The organism is Geitlerinema calcuttense NRMC-F 0142 (assembly GCF_030285425.1).
Window position 1 is genome coordinate 41,677 of the sequence record NZ_JASVEJ010000021.1, and the last position, 18,614, is coordinate 60,290.

Genomic DNA, 18,614 nt, shown 5'->3' on the forward strand with positions numbered 1-18,614 from the left:
CTTCTGATTTTATGATTGTCATCTCTGCCATCCTTCGATTTTGAATACACGCTCAGCAAGCTTGCGTTCCGGTTCGCCAGAGTCTGGTGCAAACCAGACTTCGAAACGAGCAGCATATGGTTTACCCCAATCACCTTCGTAAATCGTGAACCCAGCCTTCGCACTAAATCTTTCTGAAGAGTCGGCTGACCATGTCATGCGAGTTTTCGATTTTTCCTCCAGTCTCTCAACGGATAGTGCGGTCCCGTTGGTGACCTCGAATGCTTTTAAATAAACTGTGCCAGGTTCTCCGGAATTAAGCATATATACCACGCTGTAGATACCTGGTTGCATTCCAGTAAGCAGCCGAAATGGATGTTCGTCATCGCCTGCGAGACGACTAGCCAAATCATGGGATCTGGCACGAGCCGCAGCCACTGCGGCTTCGGGGTTCCTCAGGAACTCCGAGAACTCCTCCTCCAGATTAGCCACCGTGGCTTTAGTCACCCGGCGTTCAGGATTGTCTGATTGCTCAAATATCTCGACCCAAACTCCGCCACAATCAATCATCACTCGGCTCTCTTGTAGCTTGTTGCCCATGCTCATGTCCGGCTTAACCGATTTGCTGCCTTCTTGAACATGCTGCACGGCATACCCACTCCACTGCTTAAGATCCAAACAGAGGAGGCAGCGAGTCTGAAACCGGGAAGCATCATTGAAGTCTGAAATGTAACCATGCAGTGTATCCCGAGGTTCTCCCCCGTAGCTCCATTGTCGCGATGCAAAGCGATTACCCTGTTCAATGAAAACATGCCAGTCTGGAGAAGCTTCTACGTAGTCACGAAAAGTCTTGGAGTGTTCTGTCGATGCCCTGCGTAGCGAGGGCATTGATGGTGTAAACTCCGATTTACCAGTTCCCGGAACAGTCAGAGCAGTGCGAACAGAGTTCTGAAATCCATCACTACCTTTGGGCCAAGGATCTATTGTGTCTTGATCAGGTTCAGCAATCTCAATGCCATCAGGAATCGTCAGTTTATCAGCAAATCCATCTTCGCTAGGGCCAAACATGGACGCAAACATAATAAAGCTATAGGTAAAGAAGGCAGCGGCACCACAACCGAAGACAAGAACGGCATTGATGCTGCCTTGAACCCATCGTTTCTTGATCAAATTCCATATTGCTGCGGCAATAACACCAAGAAACGCGAGGGCTGTGAGGCAGAACAGGCCATTAGCCACAATGGCGAGAAAACTCCAACGAGGAACTGCCGTTACCGTGAAGCAGGCAAGCAGAAGGAGGAAAAGGAGTGCTGGTAGCCACCAGCTAGAGAAGTATATCTTGAAAACGCTATTTATCATTTCTAATTGAGTCTATATCAGACAGAAATCATTTTGTCTATCTCCCAAAATTCCGCCAATCTAGAAAATCCAAATGTGAGATGAACGACTGATAGGAAGCCATTTTATGAATGATGAGGTTATTTCTGAGAGGTTCTTTTTTTCAGCATAGCCATAATACACACAATAAGAATCGGAAACGGAGTGGATATTATCAATAGATATCCAAATAAAACCAAGGCTGTCGTAGATGGGGTAGATGTATCCTCATAACCCCAAGAAAATGTTTATTGCCACCAATATCCGATCAATAAAATACCTGCTATTGGAAATAGAATTGTCAGTAAAACCGCTAACATCAAAGGTTTTTTCAAGAGAACTTTCATGACACGGTTTGTTTGTTAAAAAGTATTATCCCTCCCCCTCCTCTTCGGTCAGCTTGAGAAAGACCTCCTCCAGTGCGGAGGATGAACCCCCGGCATTTTGGAGTTCCTGCGGGTGGGCGCAGGCGATCAATTTGCCTTTGTGAATGATGCCCACGCGGTCGGCGAGTTCCTCCGCGAGATTGAGTTGGTGGGAGGAGAGGAATACCGTCATCCCCTCGCCCGATTTTTTCTTGAGAATATCCTTCACCAGACGCGCGTGTTTTGGATCGAGGCCGACCATGGGTTCATCAATGACAAAAACTTTCGGGTGATGCAGGAGGGCGGCGGCAATGGCCACGCGCTGGCGTGTGCCATGGGAGAGATACTCGATGAGCGAATGGCGGTAATCCCCGAGATTCAGGTAGTCCACCAGTTTTGCCGCCTCCGCACGGGCATCGGTGCGGGGCATCTCGAAAAGGTCCCCCACAAAATCGAAAAATTCCAACGGAGTGAGCTTTTCATACAGAAAAGGAAAGTCCGGCACGAAGCTCAGGAGCTTTTTGGCCGCGACAGGATTTTCCCGAATATTGATCCCACCCAGAAAAACCTCCCCGGCGGTGGGACGGAGCAGACCGGCCATCATTTTGATCGTCGTCGTTTTTCCGGCGGCATTCGGCCCGAGCACGACGAAAAATTCCCCCTCGGGGATGTCCAGTGAGATGTCATCCACGGCGGTGAGATCGCCAAATTTTTTTGTCACATTTTCGAGTCGGATCATGGCCAAAGCATCTGTCAAACCGGCATCAGGATTTGCGTTTTTTGCCCCGTTTGATGCGAAAGACGTTATTAAAAGTTTTTTTGAAACTGTCCTTGAGCGTGAGATACTCCTGGCGGAGTTCCCCCCCGTTTTTAATCGCCTCCAGAACCCCGCGAACTGAGAACTCTTTGACCTCCAGAATCGTGTAGGCGGTTCCCAGCGCCTCCGCGTGGTGGGCGTCACTGGAGGAGGTCATGGGATATCCCTTCTCCTTGGCGTATTCAAAAGCCTGACGATTGTAGCGTTTCATCGTTGTCGCCGCGTTAAAAACCTCCAGCGCGTCAAACTCCATCGCATCGAGGTCCGACTCCCGGATTCCCGCCCGGAAAAGATCGTAAGGATGGGGGGGAATGGCAATTCCTCCTTTGCGCCGAATGAGCTTGGCGACCTCGGTGGCCGGGGACATGCGCAAGTCGGGCAAGACCACCCCCAGCCCGAGCAAATGCCCCTGGGCCGTGGTGACCTCCTGACCGGGAATGATCAGAAAGTCGTCCACAGGCATTCCGTCCTCGCGCATCATGCCATGGCGGAGAAAATACTCCACACACTCGCAGGTGTTGTGGTCGGTGATGGCAAAGCCATTCAATCCCCGCTCCTTGGCGACACGCACCATGTCCTCGGGTTCAGCGACCCCGTCAGCGGAGAAACGGGAATGACAATGAAGATCGAATTTCAGTTTCATTGGACTTTGACCTGTCGGATTTCAAGATAGGTTCTGGATTTGGAGCTCGTTCGTCCGGGATGGAATGTGGACACCTGCATTTCTTTGACGACCCAAGCATCCCCCACCCTTTGCACCCCGTTGACCTCGACCCGTTTGATGGTCTGACCATTTTTGTCTTTTGCGTCCACCCGGATCAAGGCGAAATATTGACTGGACACCCAGAAACGCACAGACGCATAGGCGCTCTGCCCGGCGGGGGCGTCCACATCATACACATAAGCCGGGAGCGTTTTGACACTGTCAACGCCCACCTCCCGAATGTCCGGCCAGTTGAGAAAACTCAAAGCCAGGTCCTCGTATGAGATGTCGGTGTCCAGAATCGGCGCTTTTTGCTCCCGCGCCGTGAGAGCCTTGAGATTCCTGCCTTGGCCGTCCCCGCGTTTGACCGATGTCGTCGAGCTCGAAAAAGCAATTTGCACGGACAGATTCGCCTCGGGCACGAGCATGAGGATTTCCCGGTCCTTGGTGCGCATTTCCATGGGATAGGTCTTTGACGGTGTGCGCAAAATGCCCGTCATCGTGGCATCGGCCATCGAGAAATTTTTCCACAGTCGCGCCATGACGAATTCCATCGAGGGTATCGCCGCGGTTTTATCCTGCGCGGACAAAGGAATGGCGAGCATGAAAATGACGGTGAATAAACAAATCTTCCTCATAAGAGACCCTTGCTTTTACCCATCCCTTCTGATTAAAGCGAGTGTGAAATGGATCATTTTTTTCTGCATGCCATCAATGCCGGTTTGTCCAGTCCTGTGGCCGATTTCTTCCTTGTGACGGCTTCGGACTTCGACTTATTCACACTGCCTTTGCTCATTGCCGTCGTCCTTTTGCTGTCTCTGGGCGGCTGGCGGGGACGCATTTTTGTGGGAATGATGGCTCTGTGTCTGCTCATCGGGGATTCAGGAATCGGTTGGTCGATCAAACGCGCCACTTCCCGCCCCCGCCCCCATGAGGCGGTGGAATGGGTGACCTACCGGAACTTGGAGACAAAACCCATCCGCCTCGGGCCCCTGAAAATTCCGACCACATTTCAGGTCAAAAGCCAACCCGCCCGCGTGACGATGAATCCCAACGGACGCTCGATGCCGTCGGGCCATGTGCTCAATAATGTCGCGCTGGCGATTTTGGTCACCATCTACTACCGAAAATGGGCGATTCCTTTTTGGATATGGGCCTTGATAATGGCTGTGTCACGGGTTTACACGGGCTCCCACTATCCCAGTGACTGTCTGGTGTCCTTTGGGCTTGCGATTTTTTACACGCCTGCCATCATTTTCGGTCTTGATTGGCTCTGGAAACACCTCCCGTTTCCTTTTTTGGAAAAGTGGCGCAGAACCATTCCCAGCCTGGCCTTCCCCGGCCCGGCGCATAAAAAGTCATGAATGCCTCATCCACGCCCGAAATTTCCATTGTCGTCCCCGTTTACAACGAGGAGGAGAATATCCCCGCCCTTGTTCAGGAAATCGCCTCAGCGATCACGCCTCTGAATCAACCCTATGAGATCATTCTCGTCGATGACGGGAGCTCGGACAAAAGTGTTTCCATCGCAAAGTCCCTGCAAACGGATTTCCCCCCGCTGCGCGTGCTGGAGTTTGCCCGCAATGCCGGACAGAGCGCCGCACTCCACGCCGGACTCAATGCCGCCCGGGGGGGCTGGCTGGTTTCACTGGATGGCGATTTGCAAAATGATCCGGCGGACATCCCCCGCCTTTTGGAATTGCTGAAAACCCACGATCTGGTCTGCGGATACCGCCGCCAAGCGCAAGGACACCCCGGCCAAGCGAATCGCCTCCCGCATTGCCAATTTCATCCGTTCCCGATTTGTCGGCGACGGCGTTCGGGACACGGGCTGCACGCTCAAGGCCTACCGCCGCGAGGTCGTCGTCGCGCTGCCTCTTTTCCGGGGAATGCACCGATTCATCCCCGCGCTGGTCAAAGGCGCGGGCTTTTCGGTCACGGAGACTCCGGTCAATCACCGCCCCCGCATTCACGGTGTCAGCAAATACAGTGTGGCGGGCCGGGCGTGGAAAGCCACGATGGACATGTTCGGCGTGCGCTGGCTCAATAGCCGCCTCTGTCCTTACACTGTCAAAAACCCATAACGCAGGAGAGATTTGAGGCCATGGACTTTTTGCATGTGGAATTTTTCCAAGTCACGATTCCAATCATCAACAAAACCTATTTGCTCACGGGCTGGAAATTGATCGGCTACACGGGGGTGATTCTTTTGCCGGGCGTTGGTTCGTCCAGATCTGGGCCTCGCACCATGCGAAAAACCGGTGACCCCGCGCGTTTTCTGATCATGAGCTGTGCGGGAGCATTTTGCTCCTGAGTTACTTCATCTTCGGGAAAAATGATTCGGTGGGCATCCTGAGCAATCTTTTCCCCTCGGTCATTGCGATCTATAATCTCTACCTCGACATCACCCACCACAAGAGCCTGCAAGCTCCGGACATCACGGGCGACGATACACCTGCAAAATGACGAATTGACTCTTGGCGTAGTTGAATCCCACCACGGCCGTGACGGGTTCGAGCCCGTCCACATCCGCGAGCCATTCGACGGGTTCATAGGCGGTGGGATAAAAGGGTGTCGCGGCGGGCAGGTTGAATATCCTCGCAAAAAATGCCTGCTTGAGAAATTTGTCCACGTTCTCTTTCTGGGCTTGAACGATGAGCAATGCGGGCGAGCGCTCCCGCGCAAATTGCGCGGCGTGGGCGGTGTCCCCGGTCATTTCCCAGACGCGGTTCCCGTAGAAAACCAGTGACGGTTCGCGGAATTCATACGCGATGGACGGAACCCCCTCATTCTCCGCAAAACCCGCTCCAGCGCCACCACCGGGCTGAGTGATCTCATGGTGTTGGCCAGCATGAAAGTGACTCCGGCCAGCGCCAGCAGGGAAACGGTCATGTGGCCGACAAGCGTTTTGCCCCGCGCCTGATCCATGATGTAAAGCAAACATCCCAGCAGACAGCCCGCGAAAAACATCAGCATCAGAAAGTCCCGGGCAAATCCGTCCACCTTGAAAACCAGCGGCGCAAGCAGGAGGAAAACCATCACGAGGTAATAGATGGCTGTGACAACCTGAAAAAACTGGCGCGCGCGTTTTCCCTCTCGCATGGTCTCCGGTGTCGCGAGCAAATGGCCCAGCAGCAGAAAAAACGCCGGAAATCCGGGCATGATGTAATGGGGCAGGCGCGTGGCATAGGGCGTGAAAATCACAAAAAGCGCGGCAAACCACGCCACCAGAAAGGCTTTCGGCGCGGTCCATTCCCCGCGCAAATTGCGCAGGACAAATCCCCCGAGCGCGATCCACGGCGCAAGGCTGAGGAATACACTGCCAAAATAATAGAGGAAAGCGCTGGAACGCTGATTGAATTCCTCCACCCCGCGCGCCACGACATGTTGGCCGATGCCGACATTCCAAAAAAGTCCGCTGGTCTGGATCAGCGCGGGAATCCCCCAAATGCCCACGACCAAAAGAATCACCACAATGCCGGGGAGAATGCGCAAATGGCTCCAAGGAATCGCCTTCCTCCAGAAAAGAAACCGGTAAAGCAGGAGCGACAAAATCACGACCGCTTGGGTAATCGGGCCTTTGGCGAGGAACCCAAATCCTTGCGCGAGGTAAAGAGTCCAGAACCATTGGTCTTTCCAGAATGCGGGCGATTTTTCCCCGCGTTGGAGCAATTCATAAACGGCCCACATGCTCAATGTCACCGCAAAAACCATCGGCATATCCGCCACATTGCTGCGGCCATGAATGAGAATCTGCACGCTGGCCATGAAGGCCAGCGCCCCCCAGAACCCCGCCAGTGCGCCGAAAAGCCGCCGGCCCCACCAATACATCACCAGAGCGGTCAGGATCGTGAAAAGCGCCGAGTGCAGCCGCGAGGTGAGCTCATGAATGCCGAACTGATAAAAAACCCGCATGAGCCAGTAGGTCATGACGGGTTTGTCAAAGCGGTATTCGCCATTAAAGTAGGGAATCACCCATTCCCCCCGATCCATCATCTCGCGGGTGGCCTGGCCGAAACGGGGTTCATCCCGGTCAATCAGGGGAATGGTTCCGGTGCCGGGCAAAAGAATCAGCAGACCCGCCAGAATCAGCAGCTTGGCCCCATGCCGCGCTGCGAGTGATTCATCGATCACGCTCCGGAAAAATGTGATGAGTTTTTTCATGTCTTAAAAAAAAGTGGTGTTCAACGTAACCAATCCCCGCCTGAGTTCAAAAGAAAAATCGGATTTGATGACTCTAAACAAGCAGAAAATGGGTTAAAAAAATTTCAGCGACTCTGCCGCGTCACTTCCTTGGGCCGCGTTCTCGTTCGCAATATATGCATGCCCTTTGACACCCACCTCCGGAAAAACACAGCGGCAAAATTCTCCCGCGCTGTTTGAATAAAAGTTTTTTGAAATATTTTCACCATTTCGACACATGTAAACATTTTTTAATCATTGACGCAATTTAGCGTATAATGATGTGTTTATATTTTCAGTGCGGGCTTGGATTGTATTAATTTTTAGCACATATAACCCCTGTCAATATTGGCATTTGTCAATTTTTATCATTTTGCGTGTTGGGGGATTTTGCGCTTGCGCGATTGTTCATTCCTCATGTAAAAGCTCGACCGCTGAAATGAATCTCGAACAAAAATATTCTGCCGTTCTGCCGTTTCGCGGTGAGTCCTTTTTCAATGGATCGGGGAGCGCACCCGTCCCGGGTGCGGGTAAGGGCGTCCCGCCCGAACCCCATTTTTTCATTGGAGGGTTGGGCTCCCGTCCGACCCACTTCTTCTTCTGAGTTCATGGAATCATGGGACGCTCAGGAGATCATCCCTCACGCCAATGGAGGGACAAGCTCCCGCTTGTCCCAAATCCACGGACGGGCGGGAGCCCGTCCCTCCATTCATCCATTTTGTGATTTTTGCGCCTGTTTGTGGCAAGTCATGGGCAAGCGGCCTCCTGCCGCTTTTTGTCTGTGGGTTCTACTGATGGCCTTCATGCTGGACTGCCCAGCTCAGGAATCCGCCCCTGCGCCTGATCCCGTCACGGCCCTGTGGCAGGAGGCTCATGGGCAATTTGCCTCAGGCTCCTTCAAGGATGCGGCCAAGGGTTTCGAGCAATTTGTCTCCCGGATTCCCCAAGACGACCCCCGGCTGCCTGAGGCCCTGTATCTCCAAGGTTCGGCTCTGACCCGCGACAAAGGCATGGCTTTCGCCAGCGCCCTGCGTGTGTGGGAAACTCTGCCCCGCCGTTTTCCCTCCTCCGAATGGTCGGCGCGGGCGCTGGGCGACATCATCACGCATTACGACGCCAATAACGATCCCCAGTCGGAACGCTTTCGCCGCCAGCTTTTGGAGCAATTTCCCTCCTCCCCGGTCACGGTGTCCATCATCACCGCGCAGGCGGAGAAACTTTTCACCGCGAAAAAATACCCCGCGGCGGCTTACCTGTCTGTGGAGAGTTCGCTGGATGAATCCGGACGGCGCAATTTGCTTCTGGCCCGAACCCTCGCCGAGGCGGGGAGCAACCCGCGCAAATTGCTGGAGGCCGGGGACATGCTTTTCCTCAGTGGCGGGGATGAACAGAAGGACATCCTGCAAGCGGCCAGGGACATTTATCTGGAGGCGCTCAAGGGGCAGAATCAATTGTCGAAGGATGAGTTGGCCCGTTTGAAAACCCGTCTGGGTTGGGCTTATTACCAAGGCACACCCGAGTGGAAAGACATCGACAAGGCCGAAACCCTCTGGCGCGAGGTCATCACCCAGAACCCCAAGGACAACGAGTGGGCCATCGAAAGCCGCTGGTATCTAGTCCAATTACACGCAGGCCCCAAACAAATGAAAGATGATGCGTCTTGGAAAAAAGCGGTTCAATACGCTGACGATATAATCAAAAACGCTCCAGCGGGGACAATTAAACACGAACAATCCATGTTTGCAAAAGCTTGGTTGTGTTGGGCTCACAGTTCATGGGCGGATGCGCTATCCGCATTTAATGAATTCATCCGCCTGTATCCTGAAAAACGTGAAAATCCATTTGTAAAAAGCTACATTGCTGAATGCAAAGAGAAAATCTCATCACCAACCCAATGAGATCATCACTCTTCATCGCAGTTTTGATTAACTTCTTTGCTCTGATTCAGGCGGCTGAGATGAATCTTGAGGGGGTAAATCTGGATGTTTTGAAGAAGGGCTACCCTGAAGCAACCAAAAAAGCGATCCTTAAACAGAATTTCTGGAATCTTTCAACTGAGTTGGTTCCTGGAAAAACAACCTCACTGGATACTCTCAAAAGCATCAACAGCATGGCAATGGAGGCGGCAAAGTCATATCCAGACATCCGCAAGGATGACCTCTGGCGGAAATGTTTTGTCAATAGTCTCTTCATATTTTCATGAATGAAAATCAGGATTTTTCCGACTCTCTGGAGCTTTACACGTCATGGATGGATTGCTTGCGAGCGCCATCCCCTGATGGCTGGACTCATTCGCAAGAGTCTATGGCGCTTGTGCAGTTGGGCGCTTGGCTTTTGTCGCAGGTTCCCTCGGAACAAGACGAAACCGCATGGAAAATCATTTCTCTGACAGACACAAGAAGCGGAGACTTCCCCCGCAATGAAGTCATCATTTCTTGGGCCTTTGCAAAACGAAAATTTTTGTCATCCCAGTATCGGCTCCTCATCAAGGGAAAATTCCATCAGCCAGATGATGAAATCGCCGCTCAAAAACTGACTGAACAGATGGACTCAATTCTCACAGATGAAAGGCTTCCCCTTGATTTTCGGGCAAACACATTGGATGAATTCGCGCGCATGTTTTATTCCAGTGCTGATTTTGGCATGGCCACACAACTGATAGAAAAATATCCAAGCTTGAACGGACTTCCTGTCATTATGAATTTGTTATTCTGTATCCGGCTCTACGGACATGGAGACATGGAAGGGGCAAGGAAAATTTTTTCTGAATGGGAAACAAAAGTTAATAAGGGTAAATTATCCAAAGATGACAACTGGTATCGGATCACATCGCGAGCCTATCTCGATAATCTTGGAAAAAGCGAATTTGAAATCAAACAACAATCTAGGCGATTTATCGAATCAGCCCGAAAAAAACACCCTCATCTATTGAAGGAGACACCATGAATCCACTCAAAAAAACTTTTATCTCTATTCTGTTTCTATTGACCACCACTGTTTTGGCTCACTCAGCACCGAGTCCTCTTTCAAAAAACATGGGGCTTTCACCTGCCTCACCCAATGACAATTGGAGCTTTAATATCCTCTACCTGCAAACGGCGACATTAACAGTCACTATCTCCGAGAGCGGAACCGTCGGCGCTCATACTTATCGACTGGCGGCCAATCCAAATATTTCCATTGATTCAGGCACATTCTGGACAACAGTCACCGACAATAGAAACACCAAAGTTGTTAAAGCGACCAACCTTTCCCTCAACCAACAAACCGATTCCGTCAGTGTCTCTTGCACATGGAATCCTGACCCACCTCAACTATCAAGTGGAACCGCAGAGAGTGCGCTTCCCAGCTTGCCCCCACCAATTTCAGGGCTGGCATTTGCTTCCGCTCAGAGTTCAGAAGGCGATACAATATGGGAAATCACACCTGTCATCGCACCATCAAAACAGGTGTCCCCCCCAATTCAGTGGGAAGTTTCTGTTGTTGACACTAACAGCGGAAATAAGATACCTGTCACATGGAGTGCGGCGACACAGGAGGCAGTCTCTCCCTCTGATATTTCATGGCAAGTCGGACCATCATCAAGCGGGTTGCTGAACACATATGCTGGCACAGTAAATTCTCAAGAACCGTCGAAAGGAAAAATAAAAGCCACCTATGAACAAAGTCAGACAACCACCTCACCAGAATTATCATTCTATGGAGTTCGACTTTATCAGGTGAATCATCCAGATGGTTCCTCAACGGAAATCCCCGATAGTGGCAAAGCATGGATCACAAAAGACCCGGAGATGCCTCAACTCCAAATTAAGGTCAGCCCCGATAATCTGCCATCCAATCTGACGATCTCATGGAAATTGCAAGTTACCTACAACAGGCCAATAAACTCAGGATTACCTCAGGATACCGTTAGTATCCCGGCAAATGGTCAATTCACCTCTCCGGTCAGTTGCGCTCAGCCGATCAATATCTTTCAACACGCGGATTGGTCTCAGGCGGTTAATACGGGATTTTTCGGCGGAACGGCCACTCTTACCTACAGCATAGGTGGTTCACCTGCCCAATCCGTCTCATTTACAATTGCCGGTAAAAATCCAGACCCATCACAAGCCCGCTCATACATTGACCAAAATAATCAGGGCATCTCCTATGCCTATGCCATCGCAAAACATGAGAGCAAGGGATATGCACAAGCGTATTACAATCAATTTGAAAACTCAGGTATTCCTTTACATCATGAAGATGACACTGGTCCAGGCGGATTCGGGGTATTTCAAGTGACTGGCTCAGCCACTGATAATGAATACAAAATCCCCAGAAAAGAAATTTGGAATTGGAGGGAAAATATTGTAGCGGGTATAAACATCGTGTCAGCCAAGCGTAATTATTGGTCTACAATAGGAGAAGAGCACAGATCAGGTGCTTTAGCTTGGATGAATATGACAAATTTAAATCCAAAAGGAATTCCAAAAGGACAAAGACCTCAAGCAAATCTGCAAATGGGCACAACAGTTCCTGTTCCCGATGAAACACAAGGGGCTTTGACATTTTCTGATTCAGGAAACTTTAAAATTGAAGAAGCTGTTACAATAAAAATGTATAACGGAGCATCTGCACACTATTGCGCTTGGGATAATATTGGTCAAGTTTGGAAATTCAATCGAACCAGAAGTAATGTGAAAATTACGTTAATCTAGTCGCAAATGAAATCGATTAAACATACAACCCTTTTCCTGCTCTGTGTAATTCAATATCATTCTTTAGCGCTTAGTCCTGAATTTTTAAAAGAAAAAATTCATTACTACGACACAACGAGTCTGAATTTAACTGATTGGACAGGAAATTATGACAAACCACATAATACAAACTACCCGTTAGGCGGATACCTATTTAGATTCAATTATCAATCAGGGACAAACCAATATCTTTTTTTCAAGCATGAGGTTTCGGACTGGAAATCATACTTGGTTGGTGAAGACAAGCATACATTTCTTAATGATATTTCATGGGTTAAAACATATTTTTTTCATTACACGGATGCCAGTAGTAGACTCGTGATCCGGGTGCCATTCTGGTATCGAGATTATGATGATCTAAATACTCCCGCCTATGGATGGAAAGGGTATTTCACGGATTATACTTTTGAATCAGATGGCACTGTCACGACCAATCAAATTCAGTGGACAGATGAAATGATGAATGATTTTCAGCAATCGGGTGGAAAGCGGTATAATATCGGCGACAATGAAACCTTGATCGGACTGACCAATTATTTCATTCCAAAAATCGAAAAAATCACGCTCTATGAATACCTCCACGACACCAACGCCCCATGGCGGCCTTTGTATGTTCCGGAAAATACCGAGACAATGGGATACACAGACTGGGCCGGAAGACCCATGGGCTTTCTATTAAATAAGCAGAATCTTGATCCTGCCGATCAGGAGGTTATCAAACAATCCTTAGACTTCACCCCTCAACAAGCGCGTCAATTGCTCGAAAATATTCTCGGCTACGAGATCGTCATCACTAATCTCTCCGAACAGGTAGAAAAACCGCCTCAGACCACAATCGTGACAAACCAACCCCCTGAAACGCCGACACCTCTCCCCTCTGTTGCAGAACCTGAATCTCTGGAAGAAATCCACGGCCTGACCAAGCGCAACTGGCTGTCGGTGCTGATGATCGCGGGCGGGAGCGCCCTCGTGGTCATGGTACTCCTCTACGCATTCTGGCCTCGGAAAAGATAAGATTTCTACACTCTGGAGTTTTGAGCCGCTTTCTGTCAGTCTATCTCTATGAACCCTAACAGCGTTTTTTCCATTGGCACGAGTATTCATTTAGTAGGCACATTCACAAGCGCCCCCTTCACCACAGTCGACCAAAAAACGACACTTTACTTGGATGAGCAGTCCAATAAATGGAAATTAAAAATTGAAAAGGGTGGAAGAGTTTCTGAAATTTCGGAACCTTAGACCATCATGAAAACATTCCAATTCTCCATAATTATTTCCATTGCGGTTTTATTCAGCATGCACTTGCATGCAAATGATACAACATTGGGCATATTAGAAAAGCAAGCTTTTACAGAGCTTGACGAGTTCAAGAAGAATCCAACCTATGAAGGGTTTGTAAAGCTAAGAGATACCACTCATAAGTTGAGAATTACATTAAATCACAACGCTCCTCTTGAGGATAAAATAGCCCTTTATCATACACTTATTAATATTGGAAATGAATTCGAGAACATAAAAGAAAATATTATTTACAAGGAATTTAAGGAAAGTGGAAAATATGATAGAATAATGAAAGGAATTGGGTTTGAGAAAAATCCTGAGGATGCTATTGACCCATACATACGTTATAATTTTAATGCAAACGACCATCAAATACTTTATGATAACATCAATTTAACAAATAAGAATATCACTTTTTACAAATACCTAACAAATCGTTTATACAAAATTATGTTATCTAATACAAATCAAATAACTCACGGTATTAAAATAGCAATCGACTCTTCTTACTCTGATATTATTACAGAAAAAAACACTATAACTGATCCAATCTCATCCAATACCAACACCGTTTCGCCTATTGAAAAAACCACTGATACAGCAAAGCCACTCATGGATCAAAGATCATCAGAGTCTTCCCCTATTCTCATTCTCGGTCTGACCAAGCGCAACTGGATATCGGTGCTGATGATCGCGGGTGGGAGCGCCCTCGTGGTCATGGTTCTCCTCTACGCCTTCAGGCCGAAGGGGAAATGACCTGAACGGAACACTTTCATCCCCATTCTTTTTCCTTTTCATCAAATCATGGGACTCGCCGGGAGATCATCACTCCATTCATCCTTTTCTTGTTTTTCCCGCGTCTTGTGGCAATTTGCGCGGATGAAACAATACTGGCTGGTCAAACAGGAGCCCGACGCTTACTCGTGGGAACAATTTCTGAAGGACAAAAAGACCGATTGGACCGGGGTGCGGAATTTTCAGGCCCGGAACAATCTCCGCGCCATGAAAAAGGGCGACCAAGCGCTCTACTACCATAGCAATACTGGCAAGGAAATCGTCGGCGTCGCTGAAGTCAGCCGCGAGGCCTTCCCCGACCCGACGGCGACAGAAGCCGGCTGGGATTGTGTGGAACTCAAACCTGTCAAAACGCTCAAGCGCACGGTTCCTCTGGAAACAATCAAAACCGACAAAATCCTCAAAGAAACCGCCCTGATCAAGCAGTCCCGCCTCTCTGTCATGCCTCTGACCCCCGCGCAATTTGCGCGGGCGCTTGAGCTGGGCAAATAATCCGCACGACAATCCGGGCGAACTTGTCCCTCGCCTAGGCGGTCGAAGGCTACCTTGACCGTTGCAGAATCATTTCCACGGCCATTTTGGCGCTGAGAAGAACGAGGGGGATTCCCCCGCCGGGATGGGTGGTTCCCCCGACAAAATAGAGGTTGTCCTGAGCCTTGGATCGAATCGGAGGGCGCAAGAGCGCGGTCAAGGGCGTATTCGACGCATGACCATAGAGCGCGCCGCCTGTGGCATTGTCGCGTTCCGCAAAATCGTAGGCGGTGAAAACCGTTTGGCTGACGATGTGCTTTTCCAACCCATCCAGCCCCATCTCCTCCAGCCGCCGGATCACCATCTTTGGATAAAGATTCTGGAAATAATTTTCATCCCGTGTCATGTGTGTCGTGGGGGAATTGATCAGCACAAAATAATTGTCACAGCCCGGCGGGGCGAACCGCGCATCCGTGCGGCTGGTCACGGAAATGTAAATGGTCATGTCCTCGGGCAATTTGAACCGCTTAAAGATGTGGCGAAATTCCCGCGCATAATCCTTCGAAAAGAAAATATTATGATGCGAAAGCTGGTCATAACGGCGGTTGACCCCGAGGAAAAGAATGTAGCCCGAACAGCTCAATTCCTTGTTGGCCATTTTTTCAGACTCCCGGCGGGACTCCTGTGAATAAAGCAATTTGTCATGGGCATGGATCAGATCAGCATTGCAAAGGATGATGTCAGCCTCCTCAAACAGGGTTTTTCCGTCAGCGACATATTTGACCCCTTGAAAATTGATCCCTGTCACGGGGCAATCCAAGCGAATCTCGACTCCGAGTTCCCGCGCCAGTTTTTCCAAGGCGCGGGGGATTTCCACGATTCCCCCCTCCGGATACCAAGCGCCGAATTTCTCCTCCACATAGGGGATGATGTTAAATGTCGCTGGGGCGCGGTAGGGGTCGGAACCATTGTAAGTGGCGAACCGGTTGAATAGCTGGCGCAAATGCGGGTCGGAAAAATATTTCCGCACCATTTGATCGACACTTTTGAGCGTCATGACCTTGGGCAAATGATGCAGCAGGCGCAAATTGCGCGGGTTCAAAAACGCCTGATGAAAGCGTTCGGGCGGATGTTTCAGAAAAGCCTCGCCGGAGAGTTCATAAATTTTTTCCGCATAATTCATGAACCGCCTCACCTCCGGGCGGCGAAAAAACTCCTTGTCCTCGTCGATGACGGTTCCATCATCCCAGAAATATCTGCACACGGGTGTGATTTTTTTGAGTGTCAGGCCATCCTCCATTTTGCGCCCGACCGATTCGAACAAATCGCGCAGAATCTCCGGCATCGTGACCAAGGACGGCCCCGTGTCCCAGGTGAAGCCATCCTTGGAGAAGGTTCCCGCTTTGCCGCCGACGGTGGCATTTTTTTCCATCAACACCACGCGCATGCCCGCATGGGCCAGCCGAATCGCCGCCGCCAGCCCGGCCAATCCTCCCCCCACGATGACACATTTTTCCCCTTGCATGTGCCCACTGTGCATCAACCCCAGGCAATTTGCATGATTTTTTTGTCAATTTGCCATGACCCCGCTAATGGTCTGTCTTGACCATGCTCACCCGACTCCACCGAATCGCCGGATTAACCGTCGATTATGCCGCATTCCGCAGCCTGAATTTCTGGCATTGGCGGCATCATGTTCATGCCTCGACGGAGGATGAGGTCATCGCCTACGGCGATCAATGGCTGCCAGTGTCCACTGAGGAATATTATCGTCAACCGCAGGGCCGCTGTCCCTTGGCCGAACTTCCTGTCCAGGGCGGCAAACCTCAAAGAATCACCTTCCCTTCCCCTCACCCCTGTGACCGCCCGGAAAATAACCGCGTCGGCATGGACGTCTTTCTGTCCCGGCCATGGGACGAGGCTCCCGTGATGATTTTTATGCATGGATTCATGTCCGCCAGCGACACGGGTTATCATCTCTGGTGCCGGCTCATGAATCAACGCGGGGTCAATGCGATTTTCCTGCACCTGCCTTACCATTACTCCCGACGTCCGGCGGGGTATGTCAGCGGGGAACTGGCCATCAGCGCGGATTTGACCCGGTTGGCCGAGGGCATTCGGCAGGCGGTCAAGGAACTGCGCCTGATCATCGACTCTCTGAAGACTGCGGAACCCCCAAGATCGGCCTCTTTGGCATGAGCTATGGCGGTTGGATCGCCGCCCTGACCACGCAGGTCGATTCCCGGGTCAATTGCCTCACGATGGTCGAACCCATCGTGGACATCTCCCATGTCATGTGGGAATCCCTCGCGGCCCGAACCATGCGGCGGCAGCTCCGCGCGAAGGGGGTTCGTGAGGAATCCCTCTCCCGCCTTTTCCGGCTGGTTTGCCCTTTCGAGGGCCGCGCAAATTGCGCGGGGGAAAATATCCTGATGCTGGCGGGTTCCTACGACCAGATCGCCCCGCCTCATCATGTCAAACGATTGGCGGAGCATTGGGGCGCCCATTACCGGGAATACGCGCAGGCCCATTGCGGTTACCGCCTGCAGTATCGCGGCTGGGAGGATATGAAAGCGCTTCTCCTGCCGCGCTTCCTCGCATAAATCTCCGCTGGGCCCGCGTCTGGGCAAAAAAACTTTTACGACAGCATTTTCCCGACCAGCGAACTCACCAGCTTGCCATCGGCCCGGCCGGCGACTTTCGCCTGAACCGCCTTCATGGCCTCGCCCATCTGTTTTTTGCCCGTCGCTCCGATTTCGGCGAGCGTGGCTTTGACGATTTGCTCCAGCTCAGCTTCGGACATCTGGACGGGGAGAAATTTCTCCAAAACCGCGATTTCATCCTTTTCTTTTTGCGGATCACGCCCGGCCTGCTCGTAACTGGCGATGGTGTCCTGGCGCATTTTGATCTGTTTGCGAACCGCGCCAAGCACAATCGCGTCGGTGACCTCAGCGGAGGCGCCCCCTTGCTCGATGGCGGCGTATTTGGCCGCGCTTTTGAGCATGCGCAGGGTGTCCAGCGCCACAGTTCTCCGGGCGAGCATGGCGTTTTTGATTTCCGAGTCGATTTGTTGAATCAGGGACATAAGGTCATTCTCCAAAAATAAATGATGGGCTGTCAGGGAAACAGCTCCGGTTTCCAAGCGATTGAAAAAACAGTGCCTTGAGTCCATTCCCCCGTCAAGCTACTTGGCCGGGGAGGAATCATCGACGCGGATAATCAGCACCAGGAGCCCGCGATCATACAAAGGCCCTTTGATGTAAAGTGGCGTGCCTTTCTCGAAATCCACCACTGTTTCCACGACACTCTTGTCTTTGTGCCAGAAATTCACGCGCAACTTGTATTGCCCGTCTTTCTGCTCCAGTTGCTCGATTTTCAGGGAGAAATCTTTTCCCAGAGGGGGGAAATCACTTTTCCGCTTGTCCAAAGGCGATGTGGTAATTTGCGCGATTCGGGCGTGTTGATAGCCGAAAGTTTTTTCGATTTTTTCCAGGGTTTCCGCGCTGACCCGGGCATCGGGCGTTTCCGGTGGCGGGGAATTAAAACAATAGACGAGTTCCGCGACAAAATCCTGCGCGGTCACCGTCCTCGCGGACAGCAACAGACAAATGATGATGGTGGTTAGGTTTTTCAAAAGCATATCGATCCAGCCCTGGCCCGCGCCTGTTCATCCGGCATCGGAAAGAATATCCGGATTTGCGGGCAAATAATCAAGCCCTTCGATCCAGATGACCGTCACCTTGGCTTTTTTGGATTGGATGGGAGTCACAGAAACACGATTCAGTGAGGTTTTCGCATCCAAGACACGGGCATAGGGGGATGGCCCGATCAAACCCGGCTGAAAAAAGACCAGCCCCAGAACCACGGCCACCGCCACAGCGGGCGCCCATAGAATGCGGAAAATTTCC

The 18,614-nt window shown here is 50.9% G+C and carries 22 protein-coding genes; 12 read left to right on the forward strand and 10 right to left on the reverse strand.

Annotation, left to right across the window (positions count from 1 at the left end; translation table 11 throughout):
* Positions 1-18: 18 nt before the first annotated feature.
* The 4 genes from QQ055_RS05615 to QQ055_RS05630 form a co-directional block, all read right to left on the reverse strand.
* Entirely contained in the window at positions 19-1,338 is a 1,320-nt protein-coding gene (locus QQ055_RS05615) for a hypothetical protein (protein WP_285963140.1), read from the reverse strand.
* Between the two features lie 390 nt (positions 1,339-1,728).
* Positions 1,729-2,478, reverse strand: coding sequence for an ABC transporter ATP-binding protein (locus QQ055_RS05620; RefSeq protein WP_284475507.1), 750 nt, complete (start codon positions 2,476-2,478; stop codon positions 1,729-1,731).
* A 7-nt stretch (positions 2,479-2,485) separates the two neighbouring features.
* Positions 2,486-3,181 (reverse strand): PHP domain-containing protein, encoded by a 696-nt coding sequence (locus QQ055_RS05625; RefSeq protein ID WP_286004337.1) that lies wholly within the window; start codon positions 3,179-3,181, stop codon positions 2,486-2,488.
* Complete coding sequence (locus tag QQ055_RS05630) at positions 3,178-3,846, reverse strand: outer membrane lipoprotein-sorting protein (RefSeq protein ID WP_286004338.1); 669 nt, start codon at positions 3,844-3,846, stop codon at positions 3,178-3,180. Before QQ055_RS05630 ends, QQ055_RS05625 begins: the two co-directional genes overlap by 4 nt.
* An 81-nt stretch (positions 3,847-3,927) precedes the next feature.
* Between QQ055_RS05630 and QQ055_RS05635 the strand changes: the two genes are divergently transcribed.
* Genes QQ055_RS05635 through QQ055_RS05645 form a run of 3 tightly spaced genes read left to right on the forward strand, consistent with a single transcriptional unit; the run spans position 3,928 to position 5,555 of the window.
* Entirely contained in the window at positions 3,928-4,605 is a 678-nt protein-coding gene (locus tag QQ055_RS05635) for a phosphatase PAP2 family protein (RefSeq protein WP_284475510.1), read from the forward strand.
* Positions 4,602-5,291, forward strand: coding sequence for a glycosyltransferase family 2 protein (locus tag QQ055_RS05640; protein WP_286004339.1), 690 nt, complete (start codon positions 4,602-4,604; stop codon positions 5,289-5,291). The genes QQ055_RS05635 and QQ055_RS05640 overlap by 4 nt, the downstream gene beginning before the upstream one ends.
* Before the next feature lie 54 nt (positions 5,292-5,345).
* A complete protein-coding gene (locus QQ055_RS05645) occupies positions 5,346-5,555 on the forward strand; it encodes a hypothetical protein (protein ID WP_286004340.1) in 210 nt (69 codons plus the stop codon).
* Positions 5,556-5,678: 123 nt separating this feature from the next.
* On the opposite strand, the gene QQ055_RS05650 is transcribed toward QQ055_RS05645, so the two are convergent.
* Both QQ055_RS05650 and QQ055_RS05655 read right to left on the reverse strand, forming a co-directional pair.
* On the reverse strand, positions 5,679-5,957 hold the full coding sequence (locus QQ055_RS05650) for a hypothetical protein (protein WP_286004341.1): 279 nt from the start codon (positions 5,955-5,957) through the stop codon (positions 5,679-5,681).
* Positions 5,954-7,405: an ArnT family glycosyltransferase gene (locus QQ055_RS05655; RefSeq protein ID WP_286004342.1), complete on the reverse strand. Its 1,452-nt coding sequence runs from the start codon at positions 7,403-7,405 to the stop codon at positions 5,954-5,956. Before QQ055_RS05655 ends, QQ055_RS05650 begins: the two co-directional genes overlap by 4 nt.
* 767 nt (positions 7,406-8,172) lie before the next feature.
* On the opposite strand from QQ055_RS05655, the gene QQ055_RS05660 reads away from it, so the two are divergent.
* The 7 genes from QQ055_RS05660 to QQ055_RS05690 all read left to right on the forward strand — a co-directional run bounded on the left by QQ055_RS05660 (position 8,173) and on the right by QQ055_RS05690 (position 14,727).
* On the forward strand, positions 8,173-9,321 hold the full coding sequence (locus tag QQ055_RS05660) for a tetratricopeptide repeat protein (protein WP_286004343.1): 1,149 nt from the start codon (positions 8,173-8,175) through the stop codon (positions 9,319-9,321).
* The gene (locus QQ055_RS05665; protein WP_286004344.1) at positions 9,318-9,626 is read left to right on the forward strand and encodes a hypothetical protein; all 309 of its coding nucleotides are present in this window, start codon (positions 9,318-9,320) and stop codon (positions 9,624-9,626) included. Before QQ055_RS05660 ends, QQ055_RS05665 begins: the two co-directional genes overlap by 4 nt.
* Positions 9,623-10,369, forward strand: a complete 747-nt coding sequence (locus tag QQ055_RS05670) for a hypothetical protein (protein ID WP_284475517.1) — start codon at positions 9,623-9,625, stop codon at positions 10,367-10,369. The genes QQ055_RS05665 and QQ055_RS05670 overlap by 4 nt, the downstream gene beginning before the upstream one ends.
* Complete coding sequence (locus QQ055_RS05675) at positions 10,366-12,120, forward strand: hypothetical protein (protein WP_286004345.1); 1,755 nt, start codon at positions 10,366-10,368, stop codon at positions 12,118-12,120. The genes QQ055_RS05670 and QQ055_RS05675 overlap by 4 nt, the downstream gene beginning before the upstream one ends.
* A 6-nt stretch (positions 12,121-12,126) precedes the next feature.
* The gene (locus QQ055_RS05680; RefSeq protein ID WP_286004346.1) at positions 12,127-13,173 is read left to right on the forward strand and encodes a hypothetical protein; all 1,047 of its coding nucleotides are present in this window, start codon (positions 12,127-12,129) and stop codon (positions 13,171-13,173) included.
* Between the two features lie 231 nt (positions 13,174-13,404).
* Entirely contained in the window at positions 13,405-14,196 is a 792-nt protein-coding gene (locus tag QQ055_RS05685) for a hypothetical protein (RefSeq protein ID WP_284475521.1), read from the forward strand.
* Between the two features lie 123 nt (positions 14,197-14,319).
* Positions 14,320-14,727 (forward strand): EVE domain-containing protein, encoded by a 408-nt coding sequence (locus tag QQ055_RS05690; protein WP_284475522.1) that lies wholly within the window; start codon positions 14,320-14,322, stop codon positions 14,725-14,727.
* 49 nt (positions 14,728-14,776) lie between these two features.
* On the opposite strand, the gene QQ055_RS05695 is transcribed toward QQ055_RS05690, so the two are convergent.
* Entirely contained in the window at positions 14,777-16,231 is a 1,455-nt protein-coding gene (locus tag QQ055_RS05695) for a phytoene desaturase family protein (protein WP_286004347.1), read from the reverse strand.
* Positions 16,232-16,308: 77 nt separating this feature from the next.
* On the opposite strand from QQ055_RS05695, the gene QQ055_RS05700 reads away from it, so the two are divergent.
* Both QQ055_RS05700 and QQ055_RS05705 read left to right on the forward strand, forming a co-directional pair.
* Positions 16,309-16,905 carry a hypothetical protein gene (locus QQ055_RS05700; RefSeq protein ID WP_286004348.1) on the forward strand — a complete coding sequence of 199 codons (597 nt, stop codon included), beginning with the start codon at positions 16,309-16,311 and terminating at the stop codon, positions 16,903-16,905.
* Positions 16,902-17,309 (forward strand): alpha/beta fold hydrolase, encoded by a 408-nt coding sequence (locus tag QQ055_RS05705; RefSeq protein WP_286004349.1) that lies wholly within the window; start codon positions 16,902-16,904, stop codon positions 17,307-17,309. The genes QQ055_RS05700 and QQ055_RS05705 overlap by 4 nt, the downstream gene beginning before the upstream one ends.
* 35 nt (positions 17,310-17,344) lie before the next feature.
* On the opposite strand, the gene QQ055_RS05710 is transcribed toward QQ055_RS05705, so the two are convergent.
* The 3 genes from QQ055_RS05710 to QQ055_RS05720 form a co-directional block, all read right to left on the reverse strand.
* Positions 17,345-17,791 carry a GatB/YqeY domain-containing protein gene (locus QQ055_RS05710; protein ID WP_286004350.1) on the reverse strand — a complete coding sequence of 149 codons (447 nt, stop codon included), beginning with the start codon at positions 17,789-17,791 and terminating at the stop codon, positions 17,345-17,347.
* A 99-nt stretch (positions 17,792-17,890) separates the two neighbouring features.
* Positions 17,891-18,346, reverse strand: coding sequence for a hypothetical protein (locus QQ055_RS05715; protein WP_284475527.1), 456 nt, complete (start codon positions 18,344-18,346; stop codon positions 17,891-17,893).
* Between the two features lie 27 nt (positions 18,347-18,373).
* On the reverse strand, positions 18,374-18,614 hold a 241-nt coding region (locus tag QQ055_RS05720; protein ID WP_286004351.1), incomplete at its 5' end, for a hypothetical protein.